The sequence below is a fragment of the Halomonas sp. GXIMD04776 genome (genome assembly GCF_049808615.1).
Lineage (GTDB): Bacteria > Pseudomonadota > Gammaproteobacteria > Pseudomonadales > Halomonadaceae > Modicisalibacter.
In genome coordinates this window covers 49,540-64,559 of sequence record NZ_JBNCAN010000003.1, presented here as the reverse complement: position 1 = coordinate 64,559, position 15,020 = coordinate 49,540, and the positions used below count along the sequence as shown (strand labels likewise).

13 protein-coding genes are annotated in these 15,020 nt (G+C 59.2%); 6 read left to right on the top strand and 7 right to left on the bottom strand.

The window, feature by feature from the left end; translation table 11 throughout:
- The first annotated feature begins 146 nt into the window (after window positions 1–146).
- From purU to ACPF7Z_RS02640, 3 genes are all read left to right on the top strand, one after another.
- Complete coding sequence (purU, locus tag ACPF7Z_RS02650; RefSeq protein WP_425191612.1) at window positions 147–1,007, top strand: formyltetrahydrofolate deformylase; 861 nt, start codon at window positions 147–149, stop codon at window positions 1,005–1,007.
- A gap of 18 nt (window positions 1,008–1,025) precedes the next feature.
- Entirely contained in the window at window positions 1,026–1,922 is an 897-nt protein-coding gene (folD, locus tag ACPF7Z_RS02645; RefSeq protein WP_425191611.1) for a bifunctional methylenetetrahydrofolate dehydrogenase/methenyltetrahydrofolate cyclohydrolase FolD, read from the top strand.
- Between the two features lie 186 nt (window positions 1,923–2,108).
- Window positions 2,109–3,575: an NAD-dependent succinate-semialdehyde dehydrogenase gene (locus ACPF7Z_RS02640; RefSeq protein WP_425191610.1), complete on the top strand. Its 1,467-nt coding sequence runs from the start codon at window positions 2,109–2,111 to the stop codon at window positions 3,573–3,575.
- A 144-nt stretch (window positions 3,576–3,719) separates the two neighbouring features.
- Here ACPF7Z_RS02640 and ACPF7Z_RS02635 read toward each other — a convergent pair whose 3' ends face one another.
- Complete coding sequence (locus ACPF7Z_RS02635) at window positions 3,720–4,238, bottom strand: Hcp family type VI secretion system effector (protein WP_425191609.1); 519 nt, start codon at window positions 4,236–4,238, stop codon at window positions 3,720–3,722.
- A gap of 348 nt (window positions 4,239–4,586) precedes the next feature.
- Between ACPF7Z_RS02635 and ACPF7Z_RS02630 the strand changes: the two genes are divergently transcribed.
- A complete protein-coding gene (locus ACPF7Z_RS02630; RefSeq protein WP_425191608.1) occupies window positions 4,587–5,546 on the top strand; it encodes an alpha/beta hydrolase in 960 nt (319 codons plus the stop codon).
- Here ACPF7Z_RS02630 and ACPF7Z_RS02625 read toward each other — a convergent pair.
- Together ACPF7Z_RS02625 and csiR are read right to left on the bottom strand one after the other, a co-directional pair.
- Window positions 5,541–5,735, bottom strand: a complete 195-nt coding sequence (locus ACPF7Z_RS02625; RefSeq protein ID WP_425191607.1) for a hypothetical protein — start codon at window positions 5,733–5,735, stop codon at window positions 5,541–5,543. The two genes, ACPF7Z_RS02630 and ACPF7Z_RS02625, sit on opposite strands and share 6 nt — an antisense overlap.
- 43 nt (window positions 5,736–5,778) lie before the next feature.
- A complete protein-coding gene (gene csiR, locus ACPF7Z_RS02620; RefSeq protein ID WP_425191606.1) occupies window positions 5,779–6,462 on the bottom strand; it encodes a DNA-binding transcriptional regulator CsiR in 684 nt (227 codons plus the stop codon).
- Window positions 6,463–6,608: 146 nt separating this feature from the next.
- Between csiR and glaH the strand changes: the two genes are divergently transcribed.
- Entirely contained in the window at window positions 6,609–7,589 is a 981-nt protein-coding gene (glaH, locus tag ACPF7Z_RS02615; RefSeq protein ID WP_425191605.1) for a glutarate dioxygenase GlaH, read from the top strand.
- 57 nt (window positions 7,590–7,646) lie between these two features.
- A complete protein-coding gene (lhgO, locus tag ACPF7Z_RS02610; protein ID WP_425191604.1) occupies window positions 7,647–8,843 on the top strand; it encodes an L-2-hydroxyglutarate oxidase in 1,197 nt (398 codons plus the stop codon).
- A gap of 71 nt (window positions 8,844–8,914) precedes the next feature.
- Here lhgO and ACPF7Z_RS02605 read toward each other — a convergent pair whose 3' ends face one another.
- Genes ACPF7Z_RS02605 through pgaA form a run of 4 tightly spaced genes read right to left on the bottom strand, consistent with a single transcriptional unit; the run spans window position 8,915 to window position 14,940 of the window.
- Window positions 8,915–9,313: a hypothetical protein gene (locus ACPF7Z_RS02605; RefSeq protein WP_425191603.1), complete on the bottom strand. Its 399-nt coding sequence runs from the start codon at window positions 9,311–9,313 to the stop codon at window positions 8,915–8,917.
- Window positions 9,303–10,553 carry a poly-beta-1,6-N-acetyl-D-glucosamine synthase gene (pgaC, locus tag ACPF7Z_RS02600; protein WP_425191602.1) on the bottom strand — a complete coding sequence of 417 codons (1,251 nt, stop codon included), beginning with the start codon at window positions 10,551–10,553 and terminating at the stop codon, window positions 9,303–9,305. The genes ACPF7Z_RS02605 and pgaC overlap by 11 nt, the downstream gene beginning before the upstream one ends.
- Window positions 10,550–12,520 (bottom strand): poly-beta-1,6-N-acetyl-D-glucosamine N-deacetylase PgaB, encoded by a 1,971-nt coding sequence (pgaB, locus tag ACPF7Z_RS02595; RefSeq protein ID WP_425191601.1) that lies wholly within the window; start codon window positions 12,518–12,520, stop codon window positions 10,550–10,552. The genes pgaC and pgaB overlap by 4 nt, the downstream gene beginning before the upstream one ends.
- Window positions 12,517–14,940 (bottom strand): poly-beta-1,6 N-acetyl-D-glucosamine export porin PgaA, encoded by a 2,424-nt coding sequence (gene pgaA / locus ACPF7Z_RS02590; protein WP_425191600.1) that lies wholly within the window; start codon window positions 14,938–14,940, stop codon window positions 12,517–12,519. The genes pgaB and pgaA overlap by 4 nt, the downstream gene beginning before the upstream one ends.
- Between the last annotated feature and the right edge of the window lie 80 nt (window positions 14,941–15,020).

Sequence of the window (15,020 nt, the reverse complement as noted above, 5' to 3'; positions counted from 1 at the left end):
GCATGGTAGAGGGGGGGTGTCAAAGCGTTTACCGATGAAAGTGGTATATCTCTAGAGTGGTATAGTGTTGGGCGGTTATTTGATAATCGACGCTATTGGCTGCTCACCTTGCGGGCGTTTGTATTGCCACACCACAGAGTCATTCCATGAAGAACAAACCTGCTTACATCCTCAAGGCCACCTGCCCGGGACGCGTCGGGATCGTTGCTGCCATAGGCAACTTCCTGGCCGACCGAGGCTGTTTCATTACTCAGTTTCATGAGTTCGACGATCTGGATTCCGGTCGTTTCTTCTCCACCATCGAGTTCGTGTTCGAGGGCGATAAGACGCCCAGCGTCGAACAGCTCAAGGCTGCCTTCGAGGTGACCGCGCTACGCTTCGATATGCAGTGGGAAATCCATGATGCCTCTCAGCCCGCCAAGGTGCTGGTCATGGTGTCGAAATACGATCACTGCCTGCGTGATCTGCTTTATCGCCAGGCGACGGGGGAGTTGAACGTCGAGTTCACCGCCATCGTTTCCAATCATGAAGACCTGCGCCCCATGGCGGAGCATGCCGGCATCGACTACATTCACCTGCCGGTGACCCAGGACAACAAGGCCGAGCAGGAAGCACGGCTGATGGAGATCATCGACGACACTGGCACCGAGCTGGTGGTGCTGGCGCGCTACATGCAGGTGCTTTCGGATAGGATGTGTGAGCGGCTGGCAGGGCGTTGCATCAATATCCACCACTCCTTTCTGCCCGGCTTCAAAGGGGCTAGGCCTTACTATCAGGCCTACGCGCGGGGTGTGAAGCTGATCGGCGCCACGGCGCACTATGTCACCGCCGATCTCGACGAAGGCCCAATCATCGAACAGATGGTCGAACGGGTCAGTCACGTACAGGATTCTCAACATCTGACCCAGATCGGGCGTGACATAGAAGCCCAGACCCTGGCGCGGGCAGTGAAATACCATACCCATCACCGCGTATTCCAGAACGGGTTGCGTACCGTAGTCTTTTAGCACCGGAGAGCTCGATCGATGACCAAATCCATGGAAAGCGTTGAAGAGCGGCCCAAAGCCACGGTTATCGACGGTAGGGCATTTGCCCAGACGCTGCGTGCCGAGATCGCCGTCAATGCAGCAAGCTTTGCCGATAGGCAGGGCCGCCAGCCGGGGCTTGCGGTGGTGCTGGTGGGAGATGACCCGGCAAGCCATGTGTATGTGAGCGCCAAGGTACGTCAAGCCAGTGAGGCTGGCATCGCTTCATTCCCTCATCGGCTCGATTCGTCTACCAGTGAAAGCGAGTTGCTGGCACTGATCGCGGCGCTCAATGCGGACGAACGAGTGGATGGCATTCTGGTCCAGTTGCCGTTACCAAACCATATCGACGAGAACATGGTGATCGAGGCAATCGACCCCGCCAAGGATGTCGATGGTTTTCATCCTTATAACGTGGGGCGTTTGCATGCCGGCAAGCCGTCCCTGGTGCCCTGCACGCCACTAGGATGTCTACTGCTGCTGCAGGAACGTCTGGGCGACCTATCCGGGCTCAAGGCCGTGATTGTCGGGCGCTCCAACATCGTCGGCAAACCGATGGCGCAACTGCTGCTCAACGCGCACTGCACCGTCACGGTGGTCCACTCACGAAGCCGTGATCTGCCCAAGGAATGTCGCCAAGCCGATATTCTCGTCGTGGCTGCCGGACGACCGGGGATGATCGGGGCTGACTACATCAAACCTGGCGCTACGGTGATCGACGTAGGTATCAACAGGCTCGAAGACGACGCAGGGCGGGCGCGTCTGGTCGGCGATGTCGATTTTGCGGCAGTATCGCCCATCGCTGGCGCCTTGACGCCCGTTCCGGGCGGCGTTGGGCCCATGACGATTGCCTGTCTTCTGCGCAACACCGTGTCAGCAGCGAACTCAAGGAGCTGATACGCGGGTGTTCAAAAAATAATACTCAACGTTTGAAATATAATACGCCGAGGTCTCGCGTGATCGGACATGGCGCCCTATGATGGCCTAAGCGCCTTGGCACATACGCCCGAGAGATGGGATAGGGGGTTGCCATGTGCCAGGCATTACCGAATATGTCCTTAGCCGATAACTCGAGGAGCCCTCATGACACTGCAACTGAAAGATCCAAGCCTGCTCAAGACCCAGGCCTATATCGACGGCCAGTGGGTCGATGGTGACGATGGCGAGACCTTTGACGTGGTCAATCCCGCCACCGGCGAGGTGATCACCCAGGTCGCCAGCGTAGGCGCCAACGAAACCCGTCGCGCCATCGAGGCGGCCCAGCGCGCCATGCCCGCCTGGCAGGCCAAGACCGCCAAGGAGCGCGGTGCCATCATGCGGCGCTGGTTCGATCTGATGATGGAAAATCAGGATGACCTGGCGGTGATCATGACCAGCGAACAAGGCAAGGTGCTGGCCGAATCCAAGGGCGAAGTGGCCTATGGTGCCTCCTTCATCGAATGGTTTGCCGAGGAAGGCAAGCGTATCTATGGCGACGTGATCCCGACCGTGGCCAACGATCGTCGCCTGATCACCATCAAGCAGCCGGTAGGCGTGGTCGGGGCCATTTCGCCCTGGAACTTCCCCAACGCCATGCTCGCGCGCAAGGCCGGGCCGGCTTTGGCGGTGGGCTGCACCTTCGTCATGAAGCCGGCCAAGGAGACGCCGTTATCGGCGCTGGCGATGGTGGAATTGGCCGAGCGTGCCGGTATACCCGCCGGGGTGATCAATCTGGTAGCAGGCAAGAGCGCCAGCGCCATCGGTAACGAGCTGACCAGCAACCCGATCGTGCGCAAGGTCACCTTCACCGGCTCTACGGCAGTCGGCAAGCAATTGCTCAAGCAGAGTGCCGATACCGTGAAGAAGGTTTCCATGGAGTTGGGCGGTAACGCTCCGGTCATCGTGTTCGACGACGCGGATCTGGACAAGGCCGTGGCCGGCGCCCTGGCCTCCAAGTACCGCAATGCGGGCCAGACATGCATTTGCGCCAACCGTATTCTGGTGCAGGACAGCATCTACGATGCGTTCGTGGAGAAGTTCACCGCCAAGGTCAACGAGTTCAAGCTCGGCAACGGCCTGGAAGAGGGCGTCACCATGGGCCCCCTGGTGAACGAAGACGCGGTGAAGGGCGTGCAGGAACTGGTCGAGGACGCACAAAACAAGGGCGCCAAGACCACCACCGGCGGCGCGCCGGCGGACAACGGTGCCTGCTTCTACCAGCCTACGGTACTGACCAACGTCGACAAGAATATGCGTCTGTTCAAGGAAGAGATCTTCGGGCCGGTCGCCCCCATCTTCCGCTTCAAGGATGAAGCCGAAGCCATCGCCATGGCCAACGACACCGAAGTCGGCCTCGCCTCCTATATTTACACCCGGGACATTGGCCGCGCCTGGCGCGTCTCCGAAGGGGTGGAATACGGCATGGTCGGTGTCAACGAAGTCGCCATCACCAGCGAAGTGATTCCCTTCGGCGGCATCAAGGAGTCCGGGCTTGGCCGCGAAGGCTCCAAGTACGGCGTCGATGACTACCTGGAGATGAAGTATATCTGTATGGGTGGGCTGGATTCCTGATTCGATCACCGGGCGCAGCCCGATGGGGCTGTGCCTGCGTGCCATCATTAGCGCCCACCACGCCCCCGAAGTGGCGATTTTACACGTCAAACTTATAAGTGTTGGTTTGCAGGGCGCTCTTCATGAGCGCCCCTGCGAGGCATCTTACGCCTCAATCGGCGCACGCCAGTCGTCGGACCCAGAGGTGCCGGCAACGGTGTGTTCCCACTCGATCTTGCGGTAGGCCAGGGAGACATCCATCAGTTGGGTGAACTCGGCCTTGGCGGAATCCTGGGCATGCGGCATGCGCAGGTTGATGTCGACGATGGTGGCGTCGGTCAGCGAGGTGGTGAAGAAGTGCTCCTGCTTGCCTTCCACCGAGGTGCGGTACCACTTGAGCTCGACATTCGGCAGCATTTCACCCGAAGCCAGGGCGTTGTACATCAGCGGCACGGCCTTGTTCAGGGCCACGGTGAAGATGAACGGCTTGTGGGCACGCTGGCCGGCGGGCTGACCGGACTGCGGGTCGGTGGGCACGGTGACGACGTGCTTGAATTCTTGAACCAGCATCTGGTCTTCGTGGCCTTCGACATAGATGTTGCCGACGGAATCCGGGGTGAAGGCGCCGGCGGTGATGTTGCCTTGGGTGCGGCCTTCGATGCTGATATAGCAAGGGGTTGGCATAGTACTGCTCCTGATAATAGTAAGAGAAAACGTCCTGCGGACACCTCTTATGGAGCAGCTACCGTGCCAGTATGTTAACAACCCAATATAAACAAAATGTTACAAATTTCATCCCTAGAAAACCAAGGAAAAGCGGGCGAGATATTGCCAGCACGTGAGCAAGAAATTGCTTGGCGGGCAATATCTTGCCTGTTTTCGTAAGAATAGTGACGGGAGCCGCAGCTTTACATAAAGACACGAGTGTTGTGCGAAAATCTGCTTTTTAGAAGAATATGATTCTCCACTGGACAAACCGCCGAGTCTACGGCTGCACTAAGGGTCTATTCTCGATAAATAAAAAGGCATTCCATGAGCACATCGCTTAGCTCTTCACTTAGCCCCAAGCTGCGACCCTGGTTGGATCAGGTCAATGTATTGATTGAGCAGCAGCGCCAGGCAGATGCATCCTTTTCCCCGATCAGTGCCCGAGAGGCGCTGGCCTACGTGACCATGACCCTGGTCACACGGCGCCCGGAACTTCCTTGGGTTGGCGATGTGATGATCGATGCCGACGGCTACCCGGTGCCGGTACGCGTTTACGATCCGGTGCCGGAGACGCCAAAACCGGTGTGCGTCTATCTGCACGGCGGCGGTCATGTGGCGGGTGGGGTGACGGTCTATGATTCGATCTGTCGCAAGCTGGCCGAGGCCAGCGGTCATCTGGTGGTGTCGGTGGAGTATCGTCTGGCGCCGGAGTGCCCTTATCCGCTGGCCGTCGACGATACTCTAGCGGTACTCAAACACTTATGGCCGGCGCTCGAAGCCAAGCAGCGCAATGTCATTAAATCGCTGACGGTGGCCGGGGATTCCGCCGGAGGCGCTTTAGCGGCAACGGTCAGCGCCCGGTTGCAGGATGATGACAGCATCCCGCTGCATCGGCAGATACTCATCTACCCGAGCCTTGATTACACCTTGTCCTACCCGTCCGTACAGGAGCTGGGGCAAGGCTATTTTCTGGAAGAGGCGCGTATTCGCTGGTATTTCGACAACTATTTTCGCCAGGGCGGGGATCGCCGCAAGGCCTCGGCCCTGTTCATGCCCATGACGAAGGCTCTGCCGGATACTCTGGTCATCACCGCCGGGTTTTGCCCTCTGCGGGATGAGGGGTTGGCCTACGTCGAGCATCTCAAGGAGGTTGGCGTGACGCATCGGCATCATCATTTCCCGGACATGTTGCACGCCTTCCTCAACATGGAGGACCTGGTGGCGGAAGAGTGTGACGAGGCCTATCGGGTGATGGCCGAGTTCTTGAAAGCCGGCGGTTCATGACATCACCTGATAACCGATGAACCCGACGGCCAAGGCCGTCAGCGCAAAGGCGACCAGGGTCAGCAAGCCGTCCCGGGCGATCAGCGCCATGATGACGGTGCGGACATCGACGCGCTCACGGCCTTGGGTGACCCGACAGAGATGATCGATCAGCTGTTCGAGGCGGGTGATCTCCTGATCATCGTCCATGAATACTCCGGCTCTCTGGCCTCAGCCAAGCCAAGTGGTGTGGCTATTTATCGTGTCGCAGCATGACCTCGCGAATGATCGGCACCGGGGTCATCAGGTGCTCGCGAATCATGCGGCTGGCCCGAGGGGCGTCCCGGGCCAGTAGCACCTCGACCAAGGCAGCGTGTTCCTGACGTTTGTGCTCCAACGCCTCGCTAGAAAAGACCGTCTCGCACAGCCACAGGTGGCGGTAGCGCTCGACCTGATCGAGCAAACCTTCACGGGCCTGCAGCAGATGACGCGAGCCGCAACCGGCGGCGATGGCGCCATGGAAGGCCTGGTGGCGCCGATCCCAGACATCGAGCATCTCCTCCGGCCCGCTGATGTCCATCACCTTGGCCAGGGTATGTGCCTTGGCCAGGATATCCGCCTCCCAGGCGTCATCGCCCCGGGCGATGGCCAGCTCGACGATCAACCCCTCCAGATGCGCCCGCGCATCGTAGATATCCTCGAGTTCCGCTACCGACATGGGCGCGACGCGATAGCCGCGCTGGCTGATGGCCACCACCAGGTGTTCTGCGACCAGCTGCGACAGCGCTTCGCGCAGGGGGCCGGTGCCCAGGTCGTAGCGCTCCTTCAAGCGACTCATCAAGAGCTTTTCCCCGGCGGGATAGACACCGCGAATGATGTCGCGCTTGAGCCGGGCGTAGGCACTGACGCCGAGGTTCTGACGCGCAGAATGCTCCATGGTATCGATGTCCACAGCAGAGAAAGCCCCATGATACCCAAGGATCGGCAAAGTAGATAAACATGTTCCTCAATCAAAAAAGTTGATGTTTTTAAAAAATGTAGATATTTTGCGAAAACATTCTTCTGTTCCGCGAGGAAATCGTCATGACCGCCCTGACCCGACTGCCTTCTATCGCCATGCCCCTGCCCGATGCCATTCAAGGCTTTCATCTGTCGAGCTCGCCCCAGTCGGAGCGGCTGCTGCAGTTGACCTTCCCCCGGGAAACCGTCGAGGCCTTTCTCGCCGCGGTCGCCGAGTGGCCGGTCCAGGCGTTGGAATACAAGTCGTTCCTGCGTTTCCAGGTGGCGCGCATTCTCGACGACCTGTGTGGCAACACCCTGCAGTCGGTGCTGATCAACACGCTGGTAGATCGCCACACCGGGGGCTTCCTGATGACGCCGGAAGGCCTGGACCGGGTCGAGCAGGCCGACGACATGGTCATGTTCGCCACCGCCGTGGCGCACCTGATGGGGCGCTCCAACTTCGATGCCATGAGTGGCCAGTACTATGCCCGCTTCGTGGTGCAGAATGTCGACGACTCCGACAGTTACCTGCGTCAGCCCCATCGCGTCATGGAGCTGCACAACGATGGCACCTTCGTCGAGCAGGACACCGACTACGTACTGATGATGAAGATCGACGAGCAGCACATGCAGGGCGGCGATTCGTTGCTGCTGCATCTGGACGACTGGGAGGAGTTGGAGGCGTTCTATCGTCACCCTCTGGCACGCCGCGAGATGCGCTGGACGGCCCCGCCCAGCAAGAAGGTGGCTCAGGATATTCATCATGCCGTCTTTGACGTGGATACCGCCGGCCGGCCGATCATGTCCTATATCGACCAGTTCGTGCAGCCGAAGAACTTCGAGGAAGGCAACTGGCTGGCGGACTTGTCCGATTCGCTGGAGGGCAGCGCTCACAAGCTGTCGGTAGCGGTGCCCACCGGTAGCTTCGTGCTGATCAACAATCACTTCTGGTTGCACGGGCGGGATCGCTTCACGCCGCATCCGGCGCTGCGCCGCGAGCTGATGCGCCAGCGCGGGTATTTCACCCACACCAAGACACTGCGCAATCCGCGCCAGGTATAATCGACAAGTGGGCCGTGGCGAGCGCGGCTTGAATTCCCAGCGACGCGAGGCATTTTAGTGTACGACTTCATCATCATTGGCGGCGGCATACTCGGCATGTCCACCGCCATGCAACTGATTCAAGCTTATCCCGAGCGCAAAATGGTGTTGGTCGAGAAAGAAAGTGGTCCGGCCCAGCACCAGACCGGCCATAACAGCGGCGTGATCCATGCGGGCGTCTATTACACCCCGGGCAGCTTGAAAGCGCGCTTCTGTTTCGAGGGTAACCGCGCCACCAAGGCGTTCTGCGAGGCCCATGGCATTGCGTATGATGAGTGCGGCAAGTTGCTGGTGGCCACCAATGCGGTTGAAATGCAGCGCATGCAGTCACTATGGGAGCGCACCGAGGCCAACGGCCTGGAGCGCACCTGGCTTGAGGCTGAGGAACTGCGCGAGCGCGAGCCCAACATCACCGGCATCGGCGGTATCTTCTTTCCCTCCAGCGGTATCGTCAGCTATGCCGAGGTCACCGCGGCCATGGGGCGTGAATTCGAGGCGGCCGGGGGCGAGGTTCGTTATTCCACAGCGGTCACCGGCCTCGAGGAGCGTGCCAACGAGGTCGTCGTGTCGACGGACCAGGGCGAGCTCACGACGCGTCACCTGGTCTCCTGCTCCGGATTGATGGCGGATCGCGTGGTGCGCATGCTGGGCCGCGACCCGGGCTTCACCATCTGTCCGTTTCGTGGCGAGTACTATCAGTTACCGGCCGAGCACAACCGCATCGTCAATCATCTGATCTACCCCATTCCCGATCCGTCGATGCCGTTTCTCGGTGTGCACTTGACGCGCATGATCGACGGCAGCGTCACGGTCGGTCCCAACGCGGTGCTAGCGTTCAAGCGTGAGGGCTACCGGAAGAGCGACATCTCACTGGCTGACAGTGCGGCAATGTTGACCAATCCGGGTATTCTCAAGGTGCTGAAAGCCAATTTGCGCCCGGGATTGATCGAGATGAAGAACTCGCTGTACAAGAGAGGCTATCTTGCCCAGGTTCAGAAGTACTGCCCGAGCGTCACCCTGGACGATCTTCAGCCCTATCCTGCCGGCGTGCGCGCCCAGGCGGTGTCTCGCGACGGCAAGCTGATCGACGACTTCCTGTTCGTCAACACCCAGCGCACCGTCAACGTGTGCAACGCGCCATCGCCGGCGGCCACCTCGGCGATTCCCATCGGCGCGCATATCGTCGATCAGGTCAAAGCGCAGGTTGGAGCCTAAACGTATCGCCCCGCCCCGAATTTCAGTTCGTAGGGGCGGGGCGACGTGTCGTTAATCACTGCTTCGCGTTATCAAGAAGTGGCGAATTGGCGATGTCCGGAAGCTTCGCGAGAGTATGCCGTAGCTTGAGGTTCGGCAGGCTTCGCTTCAAGCTTGGGTTGTGTTTCCTGCTGTGCCAGTGAGCGCCGATAGGCGCGCAGCCTCAAACGGAACAGCACACGCTCATAGAGCACCCAGGCATGCAGAATCACGAACACAGCAACGAAGTCGATGGCGGTGAGCTTGAGAATTCTCAGCACATAGGCCTGTTCCGCCAGGAAGTTGCTGCTGGTCACGGTGAGATAGGTCTGGGTAATGAACAACACCCATAACGCGAAGGTGGCCGATACCAGGCTGATATCGCGTAAGCGATAACCCCAGGTGCGGCGCTGAGGATTGTTGATGACCATTGACTCAAGTTTATTGCTCACGAAAAGACTCTCCTCTATCAGGACTACTCCAGATGGCGGGCTGGCCACGGCGTCTAAGCAGCGCCTTGGGAAACCCGACAACCACAGTGGCCATGTTCAGCAGCCAGTAAAAAAACGGATACCAGATACACCAGAACAGACACTTGATCATTTCCCGGTCATAGCGGCTGTCGATGGAAAAACTCACGCAGAACTGCAGCAGGCACAGGATGATCAGCAGGCCACCGGACCAGTTGAGCACCGCCGTCACCGAGTCCCAGTCGGGTACCGACCAGGTCAGGTTGACGACCCATAGCAGCATCAAGGTCAGCATCGAGTAGCACCAGGCGACGCTCACCAGGTATTCCGCAAGCAGTGGCCAGAAACGACGATTACGAAAGCGTAGTGCCGTTCCTAGGTGCTTGAGAAAGGCCTCCGCGCCCCCTTGCGCCCAACGCAGGCGCTGCTTGTACAAGCCGCGTAATGATTCGGGCATCAGCACCCAGCACAGTGCATGGGGTTCATAGCGAATATGCCAGCCGTTGAGCTGCAGCTTCCAACTGACGTCGATGTCCTCGGTGATCATATCGGTGCTCCAGCCACCGACCTTCTCGAGGGCGCTCTTGCGAAAGGCGCAGATGACCCCGGAAATGGTGAATACCATGCCGTAGATACGCTGTGCGCGCTTGATCAGGCCGATGATCGATGAGAATTCACCGGTCTGGATCTTGCCGATCGCGGTAGAGCGGGTGCGCACCCGAGGGTTGCCGGTGACGCTGCCGACATGGGGGCTGTCGATGAAATGCTCCACCATCCAACTCACGGCGTCGTAATCGAGTATGGCGTCGCCATCGATACCCACGATGATCTCGCCACTGGCCTGGTCCAGGCCGTTATTCATGGCGCTGGCCTTGCCACCATTGGCTTGGTGCACGACCTTGAGGCCGGGATGCTTGCGCGCCAGGGCATCGAGGCGCTCGCCGGTATCGTCACGACTGCCATCGTTGATGGCAATGACTTCAAGATTGAGGTAATTCTGCCGGAACAGATGATCGATGGTTTCATTGATGTTCACGCCCTCATTGTGGCAGGGCACGAGTATCGTGACCCTGGGGGCGTCGGGATCATTGGCCGCTCCCGAAATGCGTATCTGGCCCCGCTCCCAATGGAAGAAGTAATAGATCCCGCCGCAGATCCATACCGTCGCCATGAAGCTGGGATAGCCAATGGTGAACAGCGCCAGAAACTCCATCGCGCTCATTGGGAAGCCCTCAAATCTGTGGCCAAGGAGAAGTTACGCCTCAGTACGTCTATCTCCGGGTGCCCATTGAGGAAGTCGTAGGGGTAGTAACCGTAATTCTCGATACCGGCCTGGCGAATGACCTCCATCCAGTGAGCGAGTTGCTCGCTCGGGATGGGGGTCTGATCACGCCAATCCTGAGCCTGCAACTCGAAGACCAGCTTGTTGGCAGGTACCTTGTCGAGCGACTTCCTTGCCAATTCTTTAAGCCAGGCGTCGGGATCTTCGGCACCTTCCATGTAGGGCATGGCCATGACGGCGGTATAGTCATAGGCTCGGCCAAATGCCTCGAGGTCCTGGGCGAACCAGCGCTGACTTTCGGGGTCGAGTACGAGCTGCGCGTAGATATTGCGCGCCATGGCGAACGGATCATCGTCGAGCATGCGGTAATAGTTGGCCTGCTTGCCGAGCGTCTTGGTGAAATCGATCAGAAACCGAGTCTTGTGCCGGGTCCAGCGTGTCATCAAGGCTTCTTGCTGGCGGATCTCGCTGATGGCATCGGGAAGCCCCCACTTTTGCTGGTACCACGTCAATGCCGCCGGACCGGCATCCTCAAAGTCGCTGAGAAAGGCATCGTCGTGGAACAGCACGCCGTCGAACTTGGTGTATAGCCCCAAGTCACGGTAAATATCGGCAATGATCTCCCGGTTGCGTTCGACATAGGGCGACAGGCGAAGGTACTGCTCCTCGTTTGGTTTTCCCGTGCGCACATCACTGACGTACTCGTGGTCTTTGCCCAGATCGAAGGCCATCACGGGCATCCAGGCATAGACCTTGACGCCGGAGCGCTTCTTGAGCTGCCAGGCTACACGATTGAAAAGATCGGCCTTGACCGGCAAGTGATCATTGGGGAAGTAGAGCGCCTCGGCAACACCGTCGCCATTGGCATCGGCATAGGCCTGCAGGTAGACCGTACTGATACCTTGAGCCTTGATCTTGTCGAGTAGCTTGTCGAGATTGCGATTCTGCTGCGCCTCGTCCGGGTCGTAGACATAATCGAGATCGACATGCACGACCCGCTCGGTCTTGCGATCCCAGGTGCCGCCACTCAGGTATTCCTCGAAGGTTTCCATCGAGGTCTCTTGATCGACCAGAAAGCGGCCCATGGCCCGGGTGCTTTCATCGGTAGTGTTGATCTTGCCCAGCAGGCTGAAGGTATGCGGCATGCCGACGTCGTCGGCAATATCCAATGTGGCGTTGCTATAGGCACCATAGGGCCAGAAGATGACCCGCGGCGCTTCGCCCAGCTTGTTTTCGAGCTGCTGCCGCGCCTTGGCGAGATCGTCATGCACCCGTGCGACGTATTCGTCTTCGCTTTCGTAACCTTGAGGAGTCCACTTCGGCGTGGTCGCCGCGGGCTCCTGGTTGCCCTGCGGATTGCCGATGATGCCGTAGTGCATGTCGTAGGTATGCGAGGCCACCTCGATCAAGGGGGAGTCGTTTAGCTCACGAAGCTGCTCCCAGCTCAAAAAACGCTTCCGGGGCAGCATGATGTCGCCATAAGGCACTTCGCCGCCTGCAGGCACTTCCATCCAGCTGCCTACCGGCGCAACCACCGCCGGATAGTCGTATAGCTTCAGCAGGGGGAAGATGATGTCGTAGACGCTGCGATAGCCATCGTCGAAGGTCAGCAGCACGGCCTTGTCCGGCAATGGCTTCTTACCGGCCTTGGCATCGAGGATCTGCTGAAAGCTCACCGGCTGATAGCCCAGTTCATCGATCAGGTTGAACTGCTTGACCAGCATGTCCCGGGTGATGGTCTGCGGATAGATCTTCAGATCCGGTGTCTGGGCGACATCGATGATGTCGTGATAACTGATGACACTGTACTCTCCGGCCTTTTGGTCGCCCTTCTGATCGCCTTTTTGAGCGGCGAAGACGGGCAGTACCAGGGAAAATGCCAACAGGGCAAGAATCCATTTGCTCACAAAAATCTCCATTCGAAACCAGCAGTGACGAAGTTGCCGTACTCGGGAGAGCCGTCATAGACGCTCTTTTGACGAGAAATGCCGTACTTGAAGGTCAAGTCCGGCTCCAGCTCCCAGCCGTGCTGATAACCGATCTGCCAGGTGGGATCACTGCCGAAATCCTCCTGCCAGTAGGTGCCGCCGCCTAGCGTCAGGGATTGGATGAACGCCTTGCGATAACCCAATGGCAACAGATAGCTGATATCGATTTCACCGTCGGCGCTGGCGTCGCGGCGGGGGTTGAAGTAACTGGCTTCGACCTTGTCGTTGTGCGAGGTGCCGACGAAAAGCTCCCCATCGATGCGCCAGCGATCGTATCGATAGAACGCTTCCTGCCAATTGGCAGTGACAGCGCGGCGCAGGTTGCCATCCTCGAGATCCAGAAAGGTCAGGCCGATGCCGCCGGAACCCGATTTGTCTCGGGTATAGCGTGCCTCGACACCGTAGAGATCGGCGTTGACGCCATCACGCAGGGCACGCAGCGGGGTCTCGGCGGTATTGAGTTCGACATTGACGAGGGTGGACCAGTGGTCCGAGAAGGCGTAATTCAACGCCCCCCACAAGAGCGCATCGTCGTTGAGTTGAGCACCCCGGCCAGCCGACAAGGACAGAGTGGCGGGATAGAGGTTGAGTTCGTAACCCACGGCGTTGTAGGCGGCGTACAAGGAGTCGTCATCGTACTCGCCGAACTGGCCGATGCGCTGGGCAAAGAAACGGGAGCCGTTGTCGTTGCGCGGGGCCTCGAGACGTGTCTCGTAGGTCCAGTCGCGAGAGCTCTGCGTGCCCCCCCCACTGCTATCGCCCCGCCGAGCCTCGGCGATCAGCCCGCCTGCACGTTGCTCGCGCAATTCGCGCTCAAGCTCGTCCCGGGCGGCGGTGGGTGGGTCCTGGACAACTTTCCCTTCGATGGCCGTCACGGTATCGCGCCATTGACCGCGATCGAGCCGCGATAGCAGCACGCCATATTCCGCCTCACGGCGATTGTCCGGCGCCATCAATCCCGCGGCGCGCTGGTAGCTTTTTTCGGCTTGGCGCGGCAGGCCACGCCAGCGCTTCAGATCGCCCTGGCTCTTCCAGAGCCAGGCATTGCCCGGCGCCTGATCAAGCTGTCGTGCAAGACGCTCGTCAGCGCGCTCTTCACCGCCACGCCATGCCAGCAGCGACGTCTCCAATTGCTGCACCCGAGCGAAATTGGGATTGGAAATGCGCTGACTGCCGGTGAAGTCCCAACGCGTCGCCGGCTCCTCCTTCTTCCACTTGTCGAGAGTTGCCTGGGCCTCGTCGTAACGCTGAGCGTCGGCGTAGGCATACACCAGCGGCTCATACATGGGGTTATTCGTGTCTCGGGCCAGACCGGGGCTGGACGCGATCAACTTCTCATAGAGCCGCGCGGCTTCGTTCGGCCGGTGCAGGCCCATCAAGGTATCGGCGCGAGCCTTTTGAAGATAAGCAGGCAACTGCCCATAGCGCCGCTCAAGGTCCATGGCCAGTGTCTCGGCTTCCTGGAAACGGCGCAGTTGGGTCAAGGCCACTACCTTGTCGTACTCGGCGCGTTGTACGAGGCCTTTGGCTGCCTCCTGAGAGTTGATGACGACATTCAATTCTTCCAGCGCCGTTTCGGCGCGCTGGGGCTCATCCAGCTGTTCAGCCAGGCGCAGCTTGCCTTGGGCGTTGTAAAAACGCAGCCACAGACGATCCGCGGTGGTGAAGGCCTCTGGATGCTCGCGCATCAAACGCTCCGCCGCGTCGACGGCCCCAAGGGTTACCGCCGTGCGATAAAGCGCCTGAATGTCTTCTTCATTCTGTGGTTCGTTTTCGACAAGAAATTGGCGTGCTTGCAACTCGGCGATGGTGTCATTAGTGCGCGCGGCCAGGTAGGCACGTGCCTGAGCCCAGTCGGCGCTGCGCCCGACGCGTTCCTCGATACGGCTCAGCGCAAAGCTGGCGGATTCGTAATTTTCCAGATCGACGTTGGTCAGCACTAGTCCTAACCAGCCTTGCAGGTTGTTGGGCTCCCGCATGGTCAGGGTCTGGTAGAACTCCAGCGCCTGCTCCAGCTTGCCGGCACGTCGTGCGGCCACACCGAGCGCTTCCAGGCTGACACTGGAGTAATCCTCGATGTTGCAATTCTTGCAGGTGTCGAGCGCTTCTTGGTAGCGACCATCACGAAGGCGCAGGGCGATGAGGTCATCAAGGACTGCGCGATCACCCGTCATGGCGTAAAGATTAGCCAAGCCATCAATGGCTTCATCCATCTGGCCTTGGCGTGCCTTGACTACCCAAGCTTCGCGTCGTGCATCCAGATCGCCTTCCTGTGCCGCCACCGTGCCGGCACTCAGCAGGCTGGACAGGCACAGGAGTGTCCACCATCCTTTTGTCATATGATTGTCTCCCAGCCCTTCAGGCAGTCTTCGAGCGTGCTTGTTGCAAGCTTCTTGGTTGCGTACAAAGATACATCTAT